The following is a 22,734-nucleotide window of genomic DNA, read 5'->3' as shown; positions in this document are numbered from 1 at the left end:
TTACCCTTCCAGCGGGTTTGGGTCGAGCACCAGCCGCTGGCTCTCGACAAAGTAATGTTCGTCGCAGTTGTTGCCGGAGCCACTGCGATCAACCACCAGAAAGTCATCCTGTTTTTCGATCGTCAGTACCGGATGGTGCCAGACGCCTCGATGGTAATTGATGCCCTGTCTGCCGTTTGTGACGAAGGCGCGCGTCAGCTCTGGCTCAGGCGCGTCGCCAACCGGCGCGACCACGATCAGAAAGGGCTTGCCGAGCAGCGGGATGAACGCCTGGCTGCCCAATGGGTGGCGCTCCAGCATGCCGATGGTCAACGGCATCTGCAGCGCCTGGGCGCGGAAAATGCTGATGATCGCTTTGTCATCCGGTTGCGCCGTCTCAACCTCGGCCAGACGATGAAAGCGCATGGTCGAACCGTTGTTGATCATGAAGTGATCGCTGCCGTCGGTTTCGATGACATCACCGAATGGCGCAAAGGCTTCCTTGGTCAGTGGCTCGATTGTCAGTTTGCGCATGCGGATTCTTCTTTAATGGTTTCGGAGTTAGTCATTTGCATGTTCATACTCATGGCTATCGTGCCAATGCCCGGCGTCACGACTCTACGCACAACCACACATCCTGGATCGGACGCAGAGCGTCCAGAACTGCATTCCCACGCAGAGCGCGGGAATGTCTTTTGCCTGTTGCTGCCTCCCGTTGCGTTTTATCTGGACACCTTGCCCAGCACCCGCAGCCTGCTCACACCGCCGTCCGGGAATACGTTCAGGCGGATGTGGGTGATCGGGCCGATGGCTTTGATCTGCTCGGCGAACTCGTGCTCGGCGTGCATGGTCAGCTTCTGGCTTGGCAGCAGTTCGCGCCAGAACAGGCTCTGAGTTTCTATCTGGTTGTCGGTGCCACCCTTGACCAGGGCGCCCTGAATCGAGCAGCTGTCCGGGTAGTTGCCCTTGAAGTGCAGGGTGTCGACGATGACTTTTTCGACTTCGCCCTGATGCCCTAGCGCCACGATGACCCAGTCGTTGCCCGGTGTACGACGGCGTGCGGTTTCCCAGCCGTCGCCCATATTCACGCCACGGCCCGGGTTGAGGATGTTGCTCATGCTGCCGTAATGCTCGTCCGAGCAGGCAATTGAACGGCCGCCATTGAGCGCGGCAACCAGGTCGATCTGTTCGTCTTCGCTGACTTTCGACCAATCGCGATGCGGCACGCCGTACACCCGCAGGCGCGCTACGCCACCATCAGGGTAGATGTTGAAGCGCAAATGGCTGAATGGCTGATCGTGACTGATCTCGTGATAGTGGTGGCTGTTGCCTTGCAGTTCTACCGACGGCAGCACTTCGGTCCACGCAGTGTTTTCGTCCGGTTCGCCAGCGGCTAGAAAACACGCTTCCAGCGAAGCCGAAGGCGGGAAGTTTCCGGTGAAGAACGAGGTGTCGATGTCCACGCCTTTTATCGTGCCTGCCACGCCCAGGCGAATCACCGCGCTGTCATAGCCTTCGAAACGCTTGCGACGCGATTCCCAACCATCCATCCATTTGCCGTTGTCGTCGAACACACCTTCTTTCCAGACCGCGGGAGTTGGCTGGAACAGTCGATTGGCATCAGCGAACCAGTCATCGGTGACCGACAGGATCTTTGTGCCCAGGCGTGCGTCGGCCAGGTTCACGAACTTCTCGAACGGTGCGGCGTAAACTTTCATGCTTTTTGTCTGCCTTCTGAATACGGTTATGACTGCGACGCTTGAAGCGCCTGTAGACGAAACAGTGCGATCTTATTGATCTCGGCCAAGGCACAAGCGAACTCGGCCTCGGGCGAGTGGTGGATGCGTTGCTCGAACGCCGCGAGAATCCTGTGTCTGTCGCTGCCCTTGACCGCCATGATGAACGGAAAGCCGAAGCGCGCCTTGTAAGCTTCGTTCAGCTCGGTAAAACGCTGAAACTCTTCAGGCGTGCATAGGTGGATCCCTGCACCCGCCTGCTCATCGGTACTCGCCTGAGTCAGCTCGCCCCGGACGGCAGCCTTGCCTGCCAGGTCCGGGTGAGCATTGATCAGCGCAAGTTGCTGCTCGTGGGTGGCACGCAGCAGGATATCGCTCATGCGTGCATGCAGTGTGTCGAGCTGATCAAGCTCCGGGCCTGCGCCCTGGTCAAACGCCTGTTGCGCAATCCAGGGTGAGTGCTCGTAGATATCGGCGAATGTTGCTACAAATGCGTCGCGGCTCAGAGTCGATGGTTTCAAATGCGGTAACGCGTTCATAGTGCCGCCTTGTCAGTAAAGGGATGTTCACTGTGCCAGTGGCGTGCGATATCGACGCGTCGAGCGAACCAGACCTGCTCGTGGCTTTTGGCGTATTCGATGAAGCGTTTGAGGGCGGCAAGGCGCGCGGGGCGGCCTATGAGGCGACAATGCAAACCGATGGAAAGCATCTTCGGCGCGTCGTCACCTTCGGCATACAGCACGTCGAAAGCGTCTTTCAAATACTGAAAAAACTGCTCGCCATTGTTGAAGCCCTGCACCTGGGTGAAGCGCATGTCATTGGTGTCCAGCGTGTAGGGGATCACCAGATGAGCTTTGCCGGTTGGGTTGTTCGGCTCCCAGTAGGGCAGGTCGTCGTCGTAGGTGTCGCAATCGTAGAGAAAGCCGCCTTCTTCCATGACCAGCCGCCGCGTGTTCGGTCCGGTGCGCCCGGTGTACCAGCCCAGCGGACGTTCGCCGCTGATCTCGGTCAGGATCTGAATCGCCTGGCGCATGTGTTCCCGCTCCTCGGCCTCGTCCATGTTCTGATAGTCGATCCAGCGATAGCCGTGGCTGCAGATTTCATGACCGTCAGCGACCATCGTGCGGATCACGTCCGGGTGACGCTGCGCCGCCATGGCGACGGCGAAGATGGTCAGGGGAATATCGAGCTGCCTGAACAGCTTGAGAATGCGCCAAACGCCAGCACGACTGCCGTACTCGTACAGCGACTCCATGCTCATGTTGCGCTGGCCTTGCAGTGGCTGCGCAGCGACCATCTCGGACAGAAAGGCTTCGGATTCCTTGTCGCCATGCAGGACGTTGCGCTCGCCACCTTCCTCGTAATTCAGCACGAAAGACAAAGCGATGCGCGCATTGCCCGGCCATCGAGGGTGAGGCGGGTTGCTGCCGTAACCGATCAGGTCGCGTGGGTAGTCAGCGCTCACTGCAAGCTTCCTTATGTGCGTGATATCAAGTGCAATGCCAGAAGCAGGCGAGGCAGTGCAGGGTAAAGATTGTATACAATTTGTTTTGCTGGTTGTAACTCTGAACTTTTCTTCACCAGGGCGGCATCATTGACAGACACTAAAGCAAGAAACCTGCCTGACTGGTCAGTTAAAACCAAAAAACCTGATAATTTTCCTTGGCTTCGCTGAAGTCGGCTTTTCCCGGTTGTCGGGGGAAGGTGTTCGAAGCGTCTTGATCATTTTTGGGTGTACAGGATTTTTCAAAACTGTCTTAATCGGTTGCAATTGAACGATGCCGGGCACTTCATTGGTGCGCTTTTTCACACTCACGGGATGCAAGGGGCGAAGTTTTGGGCAAATTGACCACACACGTGCTGGACTCCGCACATGGCTGTCCGGGCAGTGGCATCCGTATTGACTTGTATCGGGTTGAAGATCAGCAACTGCTGCACATCGTCAGCGTCGCGACTAATAGTGACGGACGCTGTGACGCGGCTTTGCTGCAAGGCGATGATTACCGGTCTGGCGTTTATCAACTGCACTTTCAGGCGGGCGATTACTACCGCGCGCGAGGCGTGACGCTGAACGAGCCTGCATTTCTCGATGAAGTAGTGCTGCGCTTCGGCATTGATGCAGGTCAGGAACACTTTCACGTTCCGCTGCTAATCTCGCCTTACAGCTACTCGACCTACAGAGGCAGCTGACCTCTTGCCCGCCCCACACTGCGGGCTTTTTTACAGGCGCGTTTCCTGAGCCGCCGCTGTGGCTGCCCTGTGTACAATGCGCCAGCACCGACGCCGTAACCTCTTCGCACGAGCCTTCATGAACGATCAGTCCCTGCCTCTCAAGAAACAGCCGCGCAGCCTCGACAGCGGTCGCAGCGTTACTCAGGACGATATCGTTTATGAACATATTTTCGATGCAATCCTCGAGCAGCGCCTGGCGCCGGGCACCCGGCTGAGCGAAGAGGCGCTGGGTGAGATATTCGGAGTCAGCCGCACCATCATTCGCCGTGCGCTGTCGCGGCTGGGCCATGAAGGTGTCGTGCTGCTGCGTCCCAATCGCGGCGCAGTGGTTGCCAGCCCCAGTGTTGAAGAGGCACGTCAGGTGTTCTTCGCCCGGCGCATGGTCGAGCAGGCCATTACCGAACTGGCTGTCGAACACGCCACTGCCAGGCAACTGGCCGAACTGCGGCAGATGGTCAGCGACGAGCGCGACAGCTTTGCTCGCGGTGATCGGGGGGCCGGTATTCGCCTGTCCGGCGAGTTTCATCTGCAACTGGCGGTGGCGGCGAAGAACGCACCGTTGATCAGTTTTCAGCGCAGCCTGGTGTCGCAGACATCGCTGATCATTGCCCAGTATGAAACCGGCGACCGCACGCACTGCTCATACGACGAACACAACCAGTTGATCGACGCGATCGAAGCACGCGACGCGCCGCTGGCAGTCGAGCTGATGATGCATCACATGGACCACATCAGCAGCAAACTCAACCTCGACGAAAGCAGCGCTTCGGATGACCTGCACGCCGTGTTCTCGCATGTACTGAGCAGAAAAAGACCGGTGCGTTGAGGCTGCTTATCCGCAAACCTCTCGTTCCTCACGCTTAAGACCGGACGCAGAGCGGCCAGAAATGCATGCCAGCCCATTGGCACGATAGCCAATCGCACTCGGTTCAACCTCGGTCATGCACCAGTCGTCCACCCGACCAGGTCTGCTTCACCGTCCGGTCATCGCCAATCGTCATCAGTACGAACAGAATCTCTTCAATGTCTTTCGCCTGTTTCAGTCTGTACGACAGCAGCGGCGTGGCGTTGTAATCCAGTATCAGGAAGTCGGCCTCGTTGCCAGGCTTGAGGCTGCCGACCTTGTCTTCCAGACGCAGCGCGCGTGCGCCGCCCAGTGTCGCCAGATACAGCGACTTTAAAGGGCTCAGTCGTGCGCCCTGCATCTGCATGACCTTGTAGGCTTCATTAAGTGTCTGCAAGATCGAAAAGCTGGTTCCGCCCCCCACGTCAGTACCCATGCCGACGTTGATCTTGTGCTTCTCGGCCATCGGCAGGTTGAACAGGCCGCTGCCCAGAAACAGGTTGGAGGTGGGGCAGAATGCGATAGCCGAGCCAGCCTGCGCCAGTCGCGCGCACTGTTCGTCGCACAGGTGTACACCGTGGGCAAACACCGAGCGTTCGCTCAACAGGTTGAAGTGATCGTAGACGTCCAGATAGTGCTTGCGCTCGGGGAACAGGGCCTTGACCCACTCGATCTCCTGAAGGTTTTCGCTGATGTGGGTCTGCATGTACAGGCCGGGGTATTCGGTCAGCAACTGGCCGGCCAGGCTCAACTGCTCCGGGCTGCTGGTCGGCGCGAAGCGCGGGGTGACTGCGTAGCTCAGGCGACCCTTGCCGTGCCAGCGCTCGATCAGCGCCTTGCTGTCGGCATAACCGGATTCTGGTGTATCGACCAGATAGTTCGGTGCATTGCGGTCCATCATGACCTTGCCGGCGATCATGCGCAGGTCAAGTGCCTGCGCTGCGCTGAAAAACGCCTCCACCGACTCCTTGTGGACGCTGCCGAACACCAGCGCCGTGGTGGTGCCGTTGCGCAGCAGTTCCTTGATGAAGATGTCTGCCACCTGCGCTGAATGCTCGGCGTCAGCGAACTGGCTTTCGCAGGGGAACGTGTAGGTATTGAGCCAGTCGAGCAATTGCTCACCGTAGGAGCCGATCATGCCAGTTTGCGGCAAGTGAATGTGGGTATCGATGAAGCCCGGTGTGATCAGGGCGTCCTGATATTCGACCAGCTCGACATCACTGCCGAGGCTGTCGAGCAGATCAGCCGCATGGCCCACCGAGACGATCTTTCCGTCTTCGACCACCAGCAACCCATCGGCAAAATACTCATATGAAGCATCGCTGGTCACTTGCGCCGGGTCGGCGATGCTGTGGACGATGGCGGCGCGGTAGGCTTTGCGGTTGACAACTGAACTCATGGCAATCTCATTGCGACTGGCTGCGCCGCGAGGCGGGCAGCAATCTGGCGATAGGTTTCACATTGGCACTTGGCTGGCCAAAGCTGACATTGTAGGTCGCGATGACCTCGGCTGCGATGGACACGGCTATTTCCACGGGCAATTTGCCTTTGACCTCGGCCAGGCCCATCGGGCAACGCATGCGCTGCAGCAGGCTGGCGTCAAAGCCCCGTTCACGCAGCCGATGCTCGAATTTGACGCGTTTGGTTTTCGAACCGATCAGCCCGAAGTAGCCGAAGTCTGCACGCTTCAGAATGGCGGCGGCCAGTTCCAGGTCGAGCTGATGATTGTGAGTCATGACGATGCAGTAAGTGCCGACAGGCAACTGCGCCACTTCATCGACCGGCTCGTCATTGACGATTTTCAGCACACCGTCCGGCATCGGATCGGGAAATTCGTGCTCACGGCTATCGATCCAGCGTACTCGGCAGGGCAGAGTGGCCAGCAACGGCACCAGCGCGCGACCGACATGCCCCGCGCCGAATACGGCGATCTGCGCAACCGGTTCGCCCATCGGCTCAAACAACAGCACGTTCACGCCGCCGCAACACTGACCCAGGCTTGCACCCAGATTGAAGCGTTCCAGGCGGGTCTGCCGGGTGCCATTGGCAAGCATCTCCCTGGCGATTTCCATGGCCTTGTATTCCAGATGCCCGCCACCGATGGTGTCGTAGATGCGCTCGGCGCAAACCACCATTTTCGAGCCGGCGTTGCGTGGCGTCGAGCCCAGCTCTTCGATGATCGTCACTAGAATGCCAGGTTCGCTGCGGGCCTGTAGCTCGGCCAGGGCGCTGATCCAGTCAGTCATTTCTGCTCCAGAACGGAGTGATCCAGGCCGGGCGCCTTCGCGAGCAAGCTCGCCCCCACAGGGGGATCCGGGACATCTGAAGACGACGCTTCGCTTGCTCGCGTAGAGGCCTGTGCGGCACTGGCAACGATCGGCTCGGAACGCCCGTTTGTTGAGCGACGCGGATCGCTGTTTCGACGCATCTGCTCACAGCCCCAGAGCACTTTTTCCGGAGTCGCCGGGGCATCGATGTTCGGCTGATGACGATAGTCTCCCAGGCTCGCCACTGCATCCTTGATTGCACACCAGGCGGCAATGCCGAGCATGAACGGCGGTTCGCCCACGGCCTTGGAGTGGAACACGGTGTCTTCCGGATTCTTGCGGTTTTCGACCAGCTTGACGCGCAAGTCCAGCGGCATGTCGGCAACCGCGGGGATCTTGTAAGAGGCCGGGCCGCTGGTCATCAGCTTGCCCTTGTCATTCCACACCAGCTCCTCGGTGGTCAGCCAGCCAGCGCCCTGGATATAGCCGCCTTCGACCTGACCGATGTCGATGGCCGGGTTCAGCGACGCACCCACATCGTGGAGGATGTCAGTGCGCAAGGTCTTGTATTCACCGGTCAGGGTGTCGACGATCACCTCGACGCAGGCGGCCCCGAACGCGTAGTAATAGAACGGCCGGCCACGCGCCCGACTGCTGTCATAGAAAATCTTCGGCGTCTTGTAGTAACCGGTGCTGGACAGCGACACCTGGCCCATCCACGCCAACTGAGCCAGCTCGGCAAAGGGCAGGACCATGTCGCCGATCCGCACATGGCCATTTCGAAACTCGACCTCGGTTTCTGCCACCTCATGATGCCGCGCTGCAAACTCGATCAGCCGCTGCTTGAGGATTTCGGCAGCATTCTGCGCCGCTTTGCCATTCAGGTCGGTACCGCTGGACGCCGCCGTCGGCGAGGTGTTCGGCACTTTGTCAGTATTGGTGGCAGTGATCTGGATGCGGTCGATATCGACCTGAAACACTTCTGCCACGACCTGCGCGACCTTGGTATTCAAGCCCTGACCCATCTCGGTGCCACCGTGGTTCAGGTGGATGCTGCCGTCGGTGTATATATGAATCAGCGCGCCCGCCTGGTTGAGAAAGCTGGCGGTGAACGAGATGCCAAACTTGACCGGGGTCAGCGCCAGGCCTTTTTTCAGGATCGGGCTGTCGGCGTTGAAGGCGCGAATGGCCTCGCGACGCACCGCGTACTGGCTGCTTTGTTCCAGGTCGGCAGTCATTTCTTCTAGCAGGTTGTGCTCGACGGTCTGGTAGTAATGAGTAACGTTGCGTTCGGTCTTGCCATAGTAATTGGCCTTGCGCACCGCCAGCGGGTCCTTGCCCAAGAAGCGGGCGATGCAGTCCATGACCTCTTCGATGGCCACCATACCCTGTGGGCCACCGAAGCCGCGGTAGGCGGTATTCGAGGCCGTATGGGTCTTGCAGCGATGGCCGTTGATCGTGGCTTCGCCCAGGTAATAAGCGTTGTCGGCATGGAACATCGCGCGGTCGACAATCGAGGCCGACAGGTCTGGCGAGTAGCCGCAATTGCCTGCCAGGTCCAGCTCTATGCCTTGCAAGCGACCTTCATCATCAAAGCCTACGTCGTACTCGATGTAGAACGGATGGCGCTTGCCGGTCATCTGCATGTCTTCGAAGCGTTGCAGGCGCATCTTGGTCGGCTGCCCAGTCAGGTGGGCAATCACCGCGCACAGGCACGCCGGGCTGGCTGCCTGAGTTTCCTTGCCGCCAAAACCGCCGCCCATGCGCCGCATGTCGACCACAATGCGGTTCATCGGCACGTCCAGTACCTCGGCCACCAGCTTCTGGATTTCCGTAGGGTTCTGGGTCGAGCAGTAGACAATCATGCCGCCATCCTCAGTCGGCATGACCGAGGAAATCTGGGTTTCCAGGTAAAAATGCTCTTGACCACCGATGTGCAGGTTGCCTTGCAAGCGATGGGTTGCGCCTTGCAGCGCCGTCGCAGAGTCGCCGCGTTTGTGGGTATGGCTGTCGAGCACAAAATGCTTCTGGCGCAGCGCCTGGACCACATCCAGCACGGGCTCCAGGTCTTCGTATTCGATGATTGCGGCCATGGCGGCCTGGCGTGCTACGTCCAGATCCCGTGCAGCAACGGCAAGCACTGGCTGGCCGACGAATTCAACCTTGTCGATGGCCAGCAGCGGGTCGCCCGGCAGCAGCGGGCCGATGTCCTTCAGGCCCGGAATGTCTGCATGGGTGATCGCAATTCGTACGCCTGCAAAGGCGTAGCAGGGCGATGTGTCGATGCTGATGATGCGCGCATGGGCGCGGTCGGACAGCCGCGCATACACATGCAACTGATTGGGAAACTCAAGGCGGTCGTCGATATAAACGGCTTCACCCGACACATGCTTGTCGGCGCTGTCGTGCTTTACGCTACGACCGACGCCGGTGCTGAGGCCTTGTTGAAACAGCGCAAGCATGTCGGCTTGTGTCAGCGGCGGGTTGTGATCAGACATAGTCAGTCACCCGCGTCGCAAAGGCTGGTTTTTGCAGTTCGATGAAATACTTGCGCAACAGGTTGCGGGCGCTCAGCAAACGGTACTCTTTGCTGGCTCTGAAGTCCGACAGCGGAGTGAAATCGTCACCCAGCGCAGCACAGGCACGCTCCAGGGTTTCTTTGTTCCAGGGCTGGCCGACCAGCGCCTGCTCGCACGCCGTTGCGCGTTTCGGGATCGCTGCCATGCCGCCAAATGCAACGCGAGCGTCATTTACCACGCCATCTTCTATCGTCAGGCGAAACGCCGCACACACTGCGGAAATATCGTCGTCCAGCCGTTTGGATACCTTATAAGCACGGAATATGTGCCGAGGATTTGCAGTCGGGACGATAATTCGTTCGATGAACTCGCCTGCTTGGCGGGCGGTGACCTTGTAATCGATGAAGTAATCTTCCAGCGCCAGCGTGCGTTGAACAGTACCCTTGCGCAGCACAACCCGAGCGCCGAGTGCGATCAGCAGTGGCGGGGAGTCACCTATGGGCGAAGCGTTGCCGATGTTGCCGCCCAGCGTGCCTTGATTACGAATCTGCAGTGAAGCAAACCGCTGCAGCAGCTCGCCGAAATCCGGGTATTCGGCTTTGAGCGCGGTGTAGCAATCGGTCAGTGGCGTCGCTGCGCCGATCTCCAGGCGGTCCTCGAAGCGTTCGACACGCTTCATTTCGTCGATGTGCCCGACGTAGATCAGGGCGGGCAGCGGTTTATGGAATTGCGTGACTTCAAGCGCCAGATCGGTGCCGCCCGCTAACAGGCGAGCTTCCGGGTTGGTGTGATACAGGTCGGCAAGATCAGCCACGGTCAGCGGGATCAGGCAGTGTTTGTCGCCGTCGCTCAGTTCGCCGGGCCTGTCAGGTGTGATCGCGCGCAAGCGCTCGATTGTCTGGCCTTCGCGTTGATCGAACTGGTCAGGCAACTGCTCGCCGCAAGCCTGCTCGGCAGCGGCGAGGATCGGACGATACCCCGTGCAGCGACACAGGTTGCCAGCCAGGGCTTCATGGACCTGATGGGCATCGGCCTGCTGACTGTTCTTTTGCAACGCAAACAGCGACATCACAAACCCTGGCGTGCAGAAGCCACATTGCGAGCCATGACACTCCACCATTGCCTTCTGCACGCTGTGCAAATGGCCCTGATGTTTCAGGTCTTCCACGCTTATCAATTGTTTGCCATGCAGGGAGGCGACGAAAGTCAGGCATGAATTGACACTGCGGTAACGCAGTTGTGGCTGACCGTCGGCATCGCTTTGCAGCTCGCCGATCACCACAGTGCAAGCGCCACAGTCACCACTGGCGCAACCTTCCTTGGTACCGGGCTTGTGTGCCTGCTCACGCAGGTAGGTCAGCACGGTCATGTTCGGATTCAGGGTGCGCTCGGTTTTTAGCTCTTGGTTCAAAAGGAACTGAATCACGGCGCAAAGCCCTCGCATTTATTGTCATCAGACATGTCGATGAATCTATCAGCTCTGCCAATGGGGTCAATTTTTTTCTGACTCCGAAGTCAGGAAATCAGAGTTTTCGTCGACTCATTGATCATGAGTTTTCAGCGACTGGTTGTTAATAGAAGGAATGTGCAAGGTTTTTGCTTAATTCGTGCCAGTTTTTGTAGCTATGGCCCTGCGCCATCCACGCAGGGTGAGATACACTTCGCCGCTTGCATGCAGAACTGGTTTTTTTGAAGGATAGTCATGACGTTCAAGGCACCGGACAGCCTCGCTGAGCAAATTGCTCATCATCTTGCCGAGCGGATCATTCGCGGTGAGCTCAAGCCTGGAGAGCGAATTCAGGAGCAGAAAGTCACGCAGGCGTTGAACGTCAGTCGTGGCTCCGTGCGCGAGGCATTATTGATTCTGGAGCGCCGCCATCTGGTGGTGATCCTGCCGCGCCGTGGTGCTCAGGTCACGGTGCTCAATGCGCACAATGTCACCAGCCTGTGCAACCTGATGAGCGAACTGTACATTTTGCTGGCCAATTCGGTAGTCGAGCATTGGCAGGCCGATGATGATCTGCTCCCGTTCATGCAGATACAGCAGCGTCTGCGCGCCAGTTTCGAGCAGCAGGACGCCAAGACGTTCGTCGAAGAGAGCTTTAATGTGATGCGCGCAGCCTATCTGTTTGCCAACAACCCCTATCTTCAGGAAACCGTCGAGAACCTGCAGCCCTCCATGAGCCGCAGCTATTTTCTGGCTCTTGAGCAGCGCAAGGCCGAGATGAGCGATTATCTGGCGCTGTTCGATGAACTGTTTGCTGCCGTGATCGCGCGTGACAAAGCGAAAATTCGCGTGGTGCTGACCAACTATTGCCAGCGCAGTTGTCAGCTCGTGCTGTCTGCCTTGGCGGCGGACTGACGCCATGCGCCTGAAGTGCATCAAGCTGGCGGGGTTCAAGTCTTTCGTCGACCCCACCACGGTGAACTTCCCCAGCAACATGGCGGCTGTTGTCGGCCCCAATGGTTGCGGCAAATCGAACATTATTGACGCCGTGCGCTGGGTTATGGGCGAAAGCTCGGCCAAGAACCTGCGCGGCGAGTCGATGACCGATGTCATCTTCAACGGATCCACCAGCCGCAAGCCGGTCAGTCAGGCGAGCATCGAACTGGTTTTCGACAACTCGGACGGCACACTGGTGGGCGAGTACGCCGCCTACGCGGAAATTTCGATCCGCCGCAAAGTGACGCGCGACAGCCAGAACAGCTATTACCTCAACGGCACCAAATGCCGTCGTCGTGACATTACCGATATCTTCCTTGGCACGGGCCTCGGGCCGCGCAGCTACTCGATCATCGAGCAGGGCATGATCTCCAAGCTGATCGAAGCCAAGCCCGAAGACCTGCGCAATTTCATTGAAGAAGCTGCCGGGATCTCCAAGTACAAGGAACGGCGTCGGGAAACCGAAAACCGCATTCGTCGTACGCACGAGAACCTTGCGCGTCTGACTGACCTTCGCGAAGAGCTGGAGCGCCAGCTGGAGCGTCTGCACCGGCAAGCGCAAGCCGCCGAGAAATATCAGGAATACAAGGCCGAAGAGCGGCAGTTGAAAGCACAGCTCTCGGCGCTTCGCTGGCAGGCATTGAACGAGCAGGTCGGCCAGCGCGAGGCAGTAATCGGCAATCAGGAAGTCGGTTTCGAAGCCTTGGTGGCTGATCAGCGCAGCGCTGATGCGAGCATCGAGAGGCTGCGCGACGGGCACCATGACCTGTCCGAACGCTTTAATCTGGTGCAGGGGCGCTTCTATTCGGTCGGTGGTGATATCGCCCGCGTCGAGCAGAGCATTCAGCACGGCCAACAGCGGCTGCGACAGTTGCAGGACGACCTGCGCGAGGCTGAGCGTGCCCGGCAGGAAACCGAATCCCATCTGGGGCACGACACAACGTTGCTCGCCACCCTTGGCGAAGAGCTGGAAATGCTCGAGCCCGAGCAGGAAATGACCAGCGCCGCCGCCGAGGAGTCAGCCATCGCGCTGGAAGATGCCGAAGCCGCCATGCAAAGCTGGCAAGAGCAATGGGACGTCTTCAACCAGCAGTCTGCCGAGCCGCAGCGCCAGGCGCAGGTTCAGCAATCGCGTATTCAGCAACTGGAACAGAGCATCGAGCGACTGGCGGAGCGTCAGCGACGTCTGTCCGAGGAGCGCCAGTTGCTCGCCGCTGACCCTGAAGACGCGGCCATTCTCCAATTGAGCGAAGACCTCGCCACCCGTGACCTGACCCTCGAAGAGCTGCACATGGGCGAAGAGCAGGCTGTCGAGCGTCTGGAGCAACTGCGCGAGGCCTTGCAGGACGCCAGCCAGGCGCAGCAGCAGGCGCAGGGGGAGTTGCAGCGGCTGAACGGCCGACTGGCTTCGCTGGAGGCCTTGCAGCAGGCAGCACTTGATCCCGACACCGGCACCGCGCAGTGGCTGCGTGATCAACAGCTGGCCGAACGTCCGCGACTGGCCGAGGGCCTGAGCGTCGAGGCTGGCTGGGAGTTGGCCGTAGAGACTGTACTGGGCGCCGATTTGCAGGCAGTGCTGGTCGATGACTTTGCCGGGCTCGACCTTGCAGGCTTCGAACAAGGTGATTTGCGCTTGCTGAGTGCCAGTGCCGACACCGTGCGTGTGCCGGGCAGTTTGCTCGAAAAAGTCGAAAGCACGGTCGATCTGTCAGCTTGGCTGGGGCAGGTTATCCCGGTCGAAGATCTGGACGAGGCGCTGTCCCGTCGGCCGCAGTTGAGCGCCGGACAAAGCCTCATCAGTCGCGACGGTTACTGGGTCGGGCGGCATTTTTTGCGGGTGCGGCGTGCCAGCGAAGCGCAGAGCGGCGTGCTGGCGCGAGGTCAGGAACTGCAGCAGCTTGGGCTGGAGCGTGACGAGCGCGAAGCGACGCTTGCAACGCTGGAGGAGCAGTTGCTGAGCCTGCGCGAACAGCAGTCGCAACAGGAAGAAGCACGTGAGCAACTGCGCCGCCGTGTGCAGGACGAAACCCGTCAACAGAGTGAACTCAAGGCGCAACTTTCTGCGGCCAGGGTAAAAGTCGAGCAGTTGACGCTGCGTCGCACGCGTCTGGACGAAGAGCTGGCCGAACTTGCCGGGCAGCGCACGCTGGAGCATGAGCAACTTGGCGAGTCGCGCCTGCAATTGCAGGACGCGCTGGACGCCATGGCACAGGACACCGAGCAGCGCGAAGTGCTCCAGGCTCAGCGCGACTCGCTGCGTGAGCGTCTGGACCGCATACGTCAGGACGCGCGGCAACATAAGGATCACAGCCACCAACTGGCAGTGCGTCTGGGTTCGATCAAGGCGCAATATGATTCGACGCGTCAGGCGCTGGAGCGCTTGCGCATGCAGTCCGAAAGGCTGACGGAAAAACGCGAGCAACTGAGCCTGAACCTGGAGGAGGGTGAGGCACCGCTCGAAGAGCTGCGCCTCAAACTCGAAGAGTTGCTGGAGCGACGCATGGTGGTCGATGACGAAATGCGCATCGCCAAGAACGCTCTGGAAGACGCCGACCGTGAATTGCGCGAAGCAGAGAAGCGCCGTACCCAGGCTGAGCAGCAGTCACAGTTGCTGCGCGGCCAGCTTGAGCAGCAGCGGTTGGAGTGGCAGTCACTGACCGTGCGCCGCACTGCGTTGCAGGACCAGTTGCATGAAGACGGCTACGATTTGCACGGTGTGCTTGCCACGCTGACCCCTGACGCCAGCGAACAGGCCGCCGAGCAGCAACTGGAAAGCATCGCTGGGCGTATTCAGAGGCTGGGCGCGATCAACCTCGCGGCCATCGACGAATATCAACAGCAATCCGAGCGCAAACGCTACCTGGATGCACAGGATGCCGATCTGGTGGAGGCGCTCGACACGCTGGAAAACGTCATTCGCAAGATCGACAAGGAAACCCGCAATCGCTTCAAGGATACCTTCGATCAGATAAATAGCGGAATTCAGGCACTTTTCCCGAAAGTTTTCGGTGGAGGCTCGGCTTATTTGGAACTGACGGGCGAAGATTTACTCGATACAGGGGTGACAATCATGGCGCGCCCACCCGGCAAGAAGAACAGCACCATTCATCTGCTGTCGGGCGGGGAGAAAGCCTTGACTGCACTGGCGCTGGTTTTTGCCATTTTCAAGCTCAACCCCGCGCCGTTCTGCATGCTGGACGAGGTTGATGCTCCGCTGGATGATGCCAACGTCGGCCGCTATGCGCGGTTGGTGAAAGAAATGTCACAAACGGTGCAGTTCATCTACATCACCCACAACAAGATCGCCATGGAAATGGCCGATCAACTGATGGGGGTGACGATGCATGAGCCTGGTTGTTCGCGGCTTGTGGCCGTTGATGTGGAAGAGGCGATGGCACTGGTGGATGCCTGAGCAACGCTTGCTCGATCGGCTAAACGGGTGTGAAAAGGCAAAAAAATGCAGCGGTTGTGCGCTAGATGGCACTTTGTGCAGTAAAGAGACGTAACGGACGGTGTAAAGTTACCTTTGGTCGTGCTAGTTTAGTGACCACTTTTTTATTTCAGCGTGGGCAAAATGCCAGTCAGAACATGGACTTGGCACCACGTATTAAAGGGGTTTAGGCCCTTATTTTCAGATTTCTTCATTAGAGGCACTGGATTACATGGAAATCGGTCTGCGCGAGTGGCTGATCGTCATCGGCATAATAGTCATTGCCGGTATTCTTTTTGATGGCTGGCGCCGTATGCGCGGCGGCAAAGGCAAACTGAAATTCAGGCTGGACCGAAGCTTCTCCAACCTTCCGGATGAAGAAGAGCCCGCGTCTGCAGAAGTGTTGGGGCCGCCTCGTGTGCTGGACACCCACAAGGAACCGCAGCTCGATGAGCATGACCTGCCGTCGATGAGCGCGAGTCCGCGTGACAACAAGCGCGGCGAAAAACGCAGCAACGAGAAAAAGCGCAAGGATGAGCCTCAGCAGGGCGACCTGAACCTGGACATCGACGGCCCGAGCCTGTTTACAGCGCGCGACGACGACTTCCCGGACGACAAGCCCGCCCAGCGCATCACCGAAGACAAGGACCTGCCACCGGTCGAAGAAGTACTGGTCATCAGCGTTATCTCCCGCAGCGAAGGCGGTTTCAAAGGCCCGGCGTTGCTGCAGAACATCCTTGAAAGCGGTCTGCGGTTCGGCGAGATGGACATTTTCCATCGCCACGAGAGCATGGCCGGCAACGGCGAAGTGCTGTTCTCGATGGCCAATGCTGTCAAGCCAGGTGTATTCGATCTGGACGATATCGACCATTTCAGCACCCGTGCAGTGAGCTTCTTCCTGGGTCTGCCTGGCCCACGTCATCCAAAGCAGGCGTTTGATGTCATGGTGGCTGCTGCTCGCAAACTGGCTCACGAGCTTGACGGCGAACTTAAAGACGACCAGCGCAGTGTGATGACCGCGCAGACCATAGAGCATTACCGCCAGCGTATCGTTGAATTCGAGCGCCGTGCGCTGACCCAGCGTCGCGGTTAAGCGTCAATGCACCAGCCCCTTGTCAGGAGCGCCCCGGCGCGCCTTGCGGGGGCCGGACTGGAACAGAACAGAACCAACAGATGAGCAGCCTCGGCTGCTTTTTTGCTTTTTGAGAGAACACCCGTATGAAGGCCGTCGAAACCCGAATCCTCGAACTGCGTGCAGAGCTGGATCAGCATAACTATCGCTATCACGTGCTGGACGAACCCAGCATCCCGGATGTCGAATACGACCGCCTGTTTCATGAACTCAAGGCCCTCGAGGCCGAAAACCCGCATCTGGTCACGCCGGACTCGCCCACTCAGCGGGTTGGCAGCGCAGCCTTGTCGGCTTTTACCCAGGTACGTCACGAAATGCCCATGCTCAGCCTGGGCAACGCGTTTGAAGAAAACGACCTGCGTGAGTTCGACCGCCGAGTGACCGAGGGCCTGGATTTGCCTGCCGGTGATCTGTTTGGCGAAGGCGGCAAGGTGCAGTACAGCTGCGAACCCAAGCTCGACGGCCTGGCAGTCAGCCTGCTGTACCGCGACGGAGCGCTGGTGCGCGGTGCAACGCGTGGCGATGGCACAACGGGCGAAGACATCAGCGTCAATGTGCGCACGGTGCGCAATATTCCGCTCAAGCTGCAAGGCAAGGGCTGGCCGGGTGTGCTGGAAGTGCGCGGCGAAGTGTTCATGTCCAAGGCCGGTTTCGAGCGGCTCAATGCCAGCCAGCTGGAAGTGGGTGGCAAGACTTTCGCCAACCCGCGCAATGCCGCTGCCGGCAGCCTCCGTCAGCTGGACTCGAAGATCACCGCCAATCGTCCGCTGGAATTCTGCTGCTATGGCCTGGGCCAGACCTCGGCGGAAATCGCCGACACCCATATCGGCGTATTGAATGCGCTGAAGAAGTGGGGCATGCCGGTCAGCCGCGAGTTGAAACTGGCGGATGGCGTCGAGGAATGCCTGGCCTATTACCGCGACATCGGCGAGCGACGTCTGACGCTGAGCTACGAGATCGATGGCGTGGTGTTCAAGGTCAATAACCTGGCTGCGCAGCGCGAACTGGGTTTTCGGGCTCGTGAGCCACGTTGGGCCATTGCCCACAAATTCCCGGCCATGGAAGAGCTGACCGAACTGCTGGACGTCGAGTTTCAGGTGGGGCGCACCGGTGCTGTCACGCCCGTTGCACGTCTCAAGCCGGTCAAGGTTGCCGGGGTCATGGTCGCCAACGCAACGCTGCACAACATGGACGAAGTGGCGCGGCTGGGTGTGATGATTGGCGATACCGTGATCATTCGCCGAGCCGGTGACGTCATCCCGCAAGTGGTGCAGGTGGTTGCCGAGCGTCGTCCAGACACCGCTAGACCGGTCGAGGTGCCGCAGACCTGCCCTGTGTGTGGCTCGCATGTCGAGCGCACGCAGTTGATCAAGCGCAGCAAGGGCAAGGAAACCGTCTCTGAAGGGGCGGTATATCGCTGTGTTGGTCGTCTGGCCTGTGGCGCGCAACTCAAACAGGCAATCATTCATTACGTGTCGCGGCGTGCCATGGATATCGGGGGGCTGGGCGACAAGACCATCGAGCAACTGGTCGATGAAAAACTCATTGGTTCGCCTGCCGACCTGTACAAACTGAAATACGAGCAGATCATCGACCTGGAAGGCTTTGCTGAAATCTCCAGCAACAAGCTGCTCAAGGCGATTACCGACAGCAGGCAGCCGACCCTGGCGCGCTTCATCTATGCCCTGGGCATCCCGGATGTAGGCGAAGAGACGGCCAAGGTCTTGGCGCGTTCGCTGGCGTCGCTGGATCGTGTCAAGCAGGCGCTGCCGGAAGTTCTGACCTACCTGCCGGATGTCGGCCTGGAAGTCGCTTACGAGATTCACAGCTTTTTCGAGGACGAGCACAATCGCAACGTCATTGATGCACTGTTGGGTGAATGCGGTCTGCAGCTTCAGGATCAGGGTGAGCTGGGGGCCGAATTTGCGGCCAGTACTACTCTGGAAGGGCTGATAGACAAGCTGCACATTCCATTGGTAGGGCCGGGCGCTGCGCTCAAGCTGGCCGAGAAGTTTGGCACGCTGGAAGCAATCATCGGCGCCGACTGGCTGGATATGCGTCAGGCGCTGCCCGAGAAGCAGGCCAAGTCGGTCCGCGACTTCTTTGATGACAGCGCAAACGCCGAGCGCGCCCGCGCCATCGAAGCCCAGCTCAAGGACTTTGGCATGCACTGGCGCAGCGAGAAGAAAACCGTCGAGGGCTTACCGTTGGCCGGCCAGACCTGGGTGCTGACCGGCTCCCTGGAGCGCATGAGTCGCGACGTCGCCAAGGAAAAACTCGAAAGCCTGGGTGCCAAGGTGTCCGGCTCGGTATCGGCGAAGACCCACACCGTGGTCGCGGGCCCCGGCGCTGGTTCGAAACTGACCAAAGCCAACGAACTGGGCCTGACCGTGCTGGACGAAGACGCACTGCTCAAGCGCCTGACCGAACTGGGCGTGGCGGTTGACTGACATCGCAGTCATGCCGCGCGTCTAGAGCAGACGCAGAGCCTCCGGAGCGGCATGCCTGCAGCTGTGTGTGGGCGCGGCAAGTGTTCAGGCGCGCGCTTTATCGTTCCTGTGCTCCAGCGTGGGAATGCCGTTCGTGACGCTCTGCGTCACATGCTTGATGCGCACCGTTCATGGCCCATGAACACGCCTTCAACCCTATCATCCATGCCGTTCGATAATATTTTTGAACCCCTGAAGCGTCAGCATGATCTAGTCCATGCAAGATCAACGGGAGATCGCCATGTATCGCTTTTTCGAACAACTCAGTTCACGCATTACCGCCCCATTTATCGGCGAATCCAAACGTAACAGCAAGGTCTGGCAATGCACGTGCGGCCAGTCGGTGTTTTTCCCCAATTCCCAATGCCTGGCGTGTTCGGCGGCGCTGGGTTATCTGCCTGAGCAGGGCCGCGTCGCGACGCTTGAAGCAGGGCCAGCGCCCACTGTCTGGCGCCTGAGTGACGAGCCCGGTGTCGGCCTGTACCGACGTTGCGCCAACCTCGACACGGCCGCAGCCTGTAACTGGCTGTTCCCGGAGCACAATGCTGGCGAGTTTTGTGTCGCTTGCAGCCTCAATCGCACGATCCCCGACCAATCCATCGCTGAAAACGGCGAGCGCTGGCGCAAGGTCGAGACCGCCAAGCGCCGTCTGGTCGCGCAACTGATTTCTCTGGGGCTGCAAGTCATCCCCAAGAGCATCGATGAAGAAGCCGGCCTGGCTTTCGATTTTGTCGGTGTGGATCTGGAAGGCAAACTGCCGACGACTGGCCACGCCAATGGCTTGATCACCCTGAACATCGAAGAAGCCGACGATGCCCACCGCGAAGCAATGCGTGTGCAGATGCACGAACCCTATCGCACGTTGCTTGGCCACTTCCGCCATGAAGTCGGCCACTACTATTGGGACCGATTGATTGCCGACACCCGCTGGCAGGACGGCTACCGCAACCTTTTCGGCGACGAGCGCGCCAGCTATGCCGATGCGCTGGATCACCACTACAAGAATGGCGCCCCCGATAACTGGCAGGAAAGCTTCGTCAGTGCTTACGCCACGATGCATCCTTGGGAAGACTGGGCCGAAACCTGGGCTCACTATCTGCACATGATGGATGCGGTCGACACCGCGCTGGGTTTCGGCATGAGCGCTCGCGAGATGGAACTCGATTACCAGCCGTTCCCGCTGGATGTCCTTTACGACCCACAGCATCCGGGTGGGCCGGCGTTCCTGTCGTTCGTCAATGCCTGGATCGAGCTGGCGAGCATGCTCAACGAGCTGTCACGCAGCATGGGCCAGCCGGATTTCTATCCATTTGTGCTGCCGCCAGCAGTCATCGCCAAGCTGCACTTCATCCATCTGGTGATTCAGGATGCAGGCGGCAAGGCCGACGAGGTTCTGCTGGCCCAATAAGAGCTGCAGCGCCCGACACAGCCGGTGTCGGGCGCTTGTTCAGGCAGTCTCTCAGAGCTTCAGCGTCAGCCTGCGCTCAAAACCGATCCGGCCGCGATACGCCTCACCGGTATCCACCCAGCCCTGGCCCGTATACAGCCCAATGGCGGCGCCATTGTCTGCGTCCACCGAGAGCATCAGTTGAGTGATGTCCGGCCATTTCAGGGCCAGCGCCGCAGGCAGTGCCTGCAGGCACTGCTTGCCCAAACCTTTGCCCTGTTCACGGCGGTCGATCTGCAACGCGTGCAGTGTCGCAGTCAGCTCTTCCTGAGCCCAATCCGGAAGGCAGTCGCCACGCTTGAGCAGAAAAAAGCCCACCGGCTGCTCGTCCGCCAGAAGCACAAAGCCACGAACGTTCGAGTTGGGGTTGACCAAAAGGGTATTGAGCGCGGTGTAGATGTCGCCGGAGAACTGTATCTGCTCCTGCGTGACCTCAAGCTGCTCCAGCTGTTGGCATTGGGTTGGGTTGAGATCTTCGTAGCCGACCAATCGAGTCTGCATGAGCAACCTGCTGGCTGATTATTGTTGAGGCGGGCAGGGTACATGATCAGCGCGGGGTGTTTCGAGGATTTGCTGCGCCTTCCGCGAAGGTGAATTCCGGCTCCGGCCCCCTGCACACAAGTGCTTGAGCCCTATCGAAATTTTTATCGGAGGCAACGGTTGTAAACTCGCGCCAGACCGGTACAATGGCGCGGCTCGCCAACTGGTGAGTGTCGTTATGGTGACCCCATCGGTCCCCCCGCAACGATTACCCGTGAACCTGGTCAGATCCGGAAGGAAGCAGCCACAGCGGGAACATTGTGTGCCGGGGTGTGGCTGGTGGGGGCACCACCTGTCTACAGATCCTTTTCCCGAAAAGGTCTGCTCGCAAAAACTCTTCTTGCTCAACCTTTCCGCACCGAATTCCGGTGAAGCTTTCGCGCGTCAGCGGAAAAGTTCTGCGCGGCGACTCTCGCAAGCCCGCCAAGCGAGCTACTGTAACGTCTGCCTGTCCATGCCTATTAGTTCATATCAAGTTTGCCTTCTGGAAAAATACGGCGGCGCTCCTTGCGCACGATGTTTTCATGTTTGCACGGTGTATAGAACGCGTTGAAGCGGCTCACATCCAGAGTTTTCCTGGCAAGGGCGCAATAAACCAATGTGTCGTACTCGGCTTCGGTGATGAACTTATACAGGTCACGGCGATACAGAAACCCTATCTGAAAGGCGAGGGTTTCGGTGGGATAACGAGTGGGCTCGACAAAGCAGTTTTCCATGTCGATCAGATTCATCGGCTCGACAGCCTTTTCGTTAAGCATGATGTTAAATGCCGAAACGTCCATGTGATAGATGCTCTTCGCATTGCTCTTGCGTAACAGTTCAAGTGCCTGTTGCACAAACCAGTGTGCTCGCGTCGGGTTGCACTCCAGCCAAGCCTGTCCTTTGGTGTAGTCGTCCAGCAGTTCGGTCAGTAGAAGTGTTTCCTGCACCAGGCCCACGCCGCGCCGAATATAGCCAAAACCGACTATCGAGTGAGAGGGAATGCCGCGCTCGCTGGCTGCCAGCATGTTGTACAACTCTTCTACGGCCCAGTCGTAGCGGCCGCCCGCTGTCTGGCGCCCGAGCGTGACACGCCAGCGCGATTTCAGGCTGTCGAGCAACTGGGATTTGGCGAACAGTCGTGTGCTGCCAGCCAGCAACTGGCCGCTTATGCGCTTGCGAGATTTGCTTTTGGGCTGATCGAACCAGCGGACAATCGAATCAAGTAGTTCGGCAGAAGGTATTTCACTGAAATGAAAGGTGGCGTTGGCGATATGGCGAGTATGTAAAAAGCTGGAAAGCGCCGACGACACGGACAGCATGATCGAATCCATTCTGTGTTTAATAAAGCGACGCATTATTTCACTGAAAACAAGCTGTGCAATGACTTTTATGAGTGTTCAGACTTTGTTATTTATCTGGTTAGTTGGTGGGCAACAGTACTTGTATAAGCACCGTAGTGCGTTGGTCAGAAGGTACTGTCTACCCATCCGGCGTGAGTAAGCACGCAAGCAGTGCATGAGTTGGCAAGTTGCCGGGTGGCTGCACTGTTTTGGCGGGGCAATGGCAACACCTCGGTTCATTCCCCTCGTGATGTGATCAGAATCCGGCTGAACCCTCGACACCCTGCGTAACCTAACCTCCTACGCGTCGCTTGAAACCGTTTTACGGCAAGGGGCAATTCAGGTCGCTGCGGG

Annotated in this window: 17 protein-coding genes and 1 other RNA gene; 8 read left to right on the top strand and 10 right to left on the bottom strand. The window is 58.8% G+C overall.

What is annotated here, in order from left to right; genetic code table 11:
• From POR16_RS15670 to puuE, 4 genes are all read right to left on the bottom strand, one after another.
• Positions 1-513 carry an ureidoglycolate lyase gene (locus POR16_RS15670; protein ID WP_005890713.1) on the bottom strand — a complete coding sequence of 171 codons (513 nt, stop codon included), beginning with the start codon at positions 511-513 and terminating at the stop codon, positions 1-3.
• Between the two features lie 188 nt (positions 514-701).
• Entirely contained in the window at positions 702-1,697 is a 996-nt protein-coding gene (alc, locus tag POR16_RS15665; RefSeq protein ID WP_005890716.1) for an allantoicase, read from the bottom strand.
• A 26-nt stretch (positions 1,698-1,723) separates the two neighbouring features.
• Positions 1,724-2,254 (bottom strand): 2-oxo-4-hydroxy-4-carboxy-5-ureidoimidazoline decarboxylase, encoded by a 531-nt coding sequence (uraD, locus tag POR16_RS15660; RefSeq protein ID WP_005890721.1) that lies wholly within the window; start codon positions 2,252-2,254, stop codon positions 1,724-1,726.
• Positions 2,251-3,180: an allantoinase PuuE gene (gene puuE, locus POR16_RS15655; RefSeq protein WP_005890724.1), complete on the bottom strand. Its 930-nt coding sequence runs from the start codon at positions 3,178-3,180 to the stop codon at positions 2,251-2,253. The genes uraD and puuE overlap by 4 nt, the downstream gene beginning before the upstream one ends.
• A 371-nt stretch (positions 3,181-3,551) precedes the next feature.
• Here puuE and uraH point away from each other — a divergent pair, with 371 nt between their 5' ends.
• Positions 3,552-3,905, top strand: coding sequence for a hydroxyisourate hydrolase (uraH, locus tag POR16_RS15650; protein WP_005890726.1), 354 nt, complete (start codon positions 3,552-3,554; stop codon positions 3,903-3,905).
• A gap of 118 nt (positions 3,906-4,023) precedes the next feature.
• On the top strand, positions 4,024-4,773 hold the full coding sequence (locus POR16_RS15645; protein WP_005890728.1) for a GntR family transcriptional regulator: 750 nt from the start codon (positions 4,024-4,026) through the stop codon (positions 4,771-4,773).
• A gap of 103 nt (positions 4,774-4,876) precedes the next feature.
• On the opposite strand, the gene guaD is transcribed toward POR16_RS15645, so the two are convergent.
• The 4 genes from guaD to xdhA are packed head-to-tail and all read right to left on the bottom strand — an operon-like array spanning position 4,877 to position 11,003.
• A complete protein-coding gene (gene guaD / locus POR16_RS15640; RefSeq protein ID WP_005890730.1) occupies positions 4,877-6,190 on the bottom strand; it encodes a guanine deaminase in 1,314 nt (437 codons plus the stop codon).
• Between the two features lie 7 nt (positions 6,191-6,197).
• Complete coding sequence (xdhC, locus tag POR16_RS15635) at positions 6,198-7,037, bottom strand: xanthine dehydrogenase accessory protein XdhC (protein WP_005890732.1); 840 nt, start codon at positions 7,035-7,037, stop codon at positions 6,198-6,200.
• Positions 7,034-9,556: a xanthine dehydrogenase molybdopterin binding subunit gene (xdhB, locus tag POR16_RS15630; protein ID WP_122381243.1), complete on the bottom strand. Its 2,523-nt coding sequence runs from the start codon at positions 9,554-9,556 to the stop codon at positions 7,034-7,036. Before xdhB ends, xdhC begins: the two co-directional genes overlap by 4 nt.
• Positions 9,549-11,003 (bottom strand): xanthine dehydrogenase small subunit, encoded by a 1,455-nt coding sequence (xdhA, locus tag POR16_RS15625; protein ID WP_005890737.1) that lies wholly within the window; start codon positions 11,001-11,003, stop codon positions 9,549-9,551. Before xdhA ends, xdhB begins: the two co-directional genes overlap by 8 nt.
• A gap of 276 nt (positions 11,004-11,279) precedes the next feature.
• Between xdhA and POR16_RS15620 the strand changes: the two genes are divergently transcribed.
• The 5 genes from POR16_RS15620 (at position 11,280) to POR16_RS15600 (ending at position 20,479) form a co-directional block, all read left to right on the top strand.
• Positions 11,280-11,939, top strand: coding sequence for a GntR family transcriptional regulator (locus POR16_RS15620; RefSeq protein WP_005890739.1), 660 nt, complete (start codon positions 11,280-11,282; stop codon positions 11,937-11,939).
• Positions 11,940-11,943: 4 nt separating this feature from the next.
• A complete protein-coding gene (gene smc / locus POR16_RS15615) occupies positions 11,944-15,432 on the top strand; it encodes a chromosome segregation protein SMC (RefSeq protein ID WP_053932469.1) in 3,489 nt (1,162 codons plus the stop codon).
• Positions 15,433-15,682: 250 nt separating this feature from the next.
• Positions 15,683-16,543 (top strand): cell division protein ZipA, encoded by an 861-nt coding sequence (zipA, locus tag POR16_RS15610; RefSeq protein ID WP_005890270.1) that lies wholly within the window; start codon positions 15,683-15,685, stop codon positions 16,541-16,543.
• A 125-nt stretch (positions 16,544-16,668) separates the two neighbouring features.
• The gene (ligA, locus tag POR16_RS15605) at positions 16,669-19,032 is read left to right on the top strand and encodes an NAD-dependent DNA ligase LigA (protein ID WP_122381244.1); all 2,364 of its coding nucleotides are present in this window, start codon (positions 16,669-16,671) and stop codon (positions 19,030-19,032) included.
• 280 nt (positions 19,033-19,312) lie between these two features.
• The gene (locus POR16_RS15600; RefSeq protein ID WP_024689612.1) at positions 19,313-20,479 is read left to right on the top strand and encodes a zinc-binding metallopeptidase family protein; all 1,167 of its coding nucleotides are present in this window, start codon (positions 19,313-19,315) and stop codon (positions 20,477-20,479) included.
• A 51-nt stretch (positions 20,480-20,530) separates the two neighbouring features.
• Here POR16_RS15600 and POR16_RS15595 read toward each other — a convergent pair whose 3' ends face one another.
• Positions 20,531-21,019 (bottom strand): GNAT family N-acetyltransferase, encoded by a 489-nt coding sequence (locus POR16_RS15595; RefSeq protein ID WP_005890274.1) that lies wholly within the window; start codon positions 21,017-21,019, stop codon positions 20,531-20,533.
• Positions 21,020-21,246: 227 nt separating this feature from the next.
• Between POR16_RS15595 and ffs the strand changes: the two genes are divergently transcribed.
• An RNA gene (gene ffs / locus POR16_RS15590) (signal recognition particle sRNA small type) lies at positions 21,247-21,343 on the top strand.
• Positions 21,344-21,519: 176 nt separating this feature from the next.
• Here the strand turns inward: ffs and POR16_RS15585 are convergent.
• Complete coding sequence (locus POR16_RS15585) at positions 21,520-22,359, bottom strand: lipopolysaccharide kinase InaA family protein (protein WP_005890276.1); 840 nt, start codon at positions 22,357-22,359, stop codon at positions 21,520-21,522.
• Between the last annotated feature and the right edge of the window lie 375 nt (positions 22,360-22,734).

This window comes from Pseudomonas coronafaciens pv. oryzae str. 1_6 (genome assembly GCF_000156995.2).
In the GTDB taxonomy this organism is placed as follows: domain Bacteria; phylum Pseudomonadota; class Gammaproteobacteria; order Pseudomonadales; family Pseudomonadaceae; genus Aquipseudomonas; species Aquipseudomonas tremae.
The sequence above is the reverse complement of the archived record's forward strand: the minus strand, read 5'-3'. Positions and strand labels throughout refer to the sequence as shown.

Excerpts from the sequence above, each read along its gene's own strand:
- POR16_RS15600 (WP_024689612.1), top strand. The coding sequence starts at position 19,313 with ATGTATCGCTTTTTCGAACAACTCAGTTCACGCATTACCGCCCCATTT.
- POR16_RS15645 (WP_005890728.1), top strand. The coding sequence starts at position 4,024 with ATGAACGATCAGTCCCTGCCTCTCAAGAAACAGCCGCGCAGCCTCGAC.
- guaD (WP_005890730.1), bottom strand. The coding sequence starts at position 6,190 with ATGAGTTCAGTTGTCAACCGCAAAGCCTACCGCGCCGCCATCGTCCAC.
- uraD (WP_005890721.1), bottom strand. The coding sequence starts at position 2,254 with ATGAACGCGTTACCGCATTTGAAACCATCGACTCTGAGCCGCGACGCA.
- xdhB (WP_122381243.1), bottom strand. The coding sequence starts at position 9,556 with ATGTCTGATCACAACCCGCCGCTGACACAAGCCGACATGCTTGCGCTG.
- alc (WP_005890716.1), bottom strand. The coding sequence starts at position 1,697 with ATGAAAGTTTACGCCGCACCGTTCGAGAAGTTCGTGAACCTGGCCGAC.
- POR16_RS15595 (WP_005890274.1), bottom strand. The coding sequence starts at position 21,019 with ATGCAGACTCGATTGGTCGGCTACGAAGATCTCAACCCAACCCAATGC.
- xdhC (WP_005890732.1), bottom strand. The coding sequence starts at position 7,037 with ATGACTGACTGGATCAGCGCCCTGGCCGAGCTACAGGCCCGCAGCGAA.
- zipA (WP_005890270.1), top strand. The coding sequence starts at position 15,683 with ATGGAAATCGGTCTGCGCGAGTGGCTGATCGTCATCGGCATAATAGTC.
- POR16_RS15620 (WP_005890739.1), top strand. The coding sequence starts at position 11,280 with ATGACGTTCAAGGCACCGGACAGCCTCGCTGAGCAAATTGCTCATCAT.
- smc (WP_053932469.1), top strand. The coding sequence starts at position 11,944 with ATGCGCCTGAAGTGCATCAAGCTGGCGGGGTTCAAGTCTTTCGTCGAC.
- POR16_RS15585 (WP_005890276.1), bottom strand. The coding sequence starts at position 22,359 with ATGCTGTCCGTGTCGTCGGCGCTTTCCAGCTTTTTACATACTCGCCAT.
- ligA (WP_122381244.1), top strand. The coding sequence starts at position 16,669 with ATGAAGGCCGTCGAAACCCGAATCCTCGAACTGCGTGCAGAGCTGGAT.
- POR16_RS15670 (WP_005890713.1), bottom strand. The coding sequence starts at position 513 with ATGCGCAAACTGACAATCGAGCCACTGACCAAGGAAGCCTTTGCGCCA.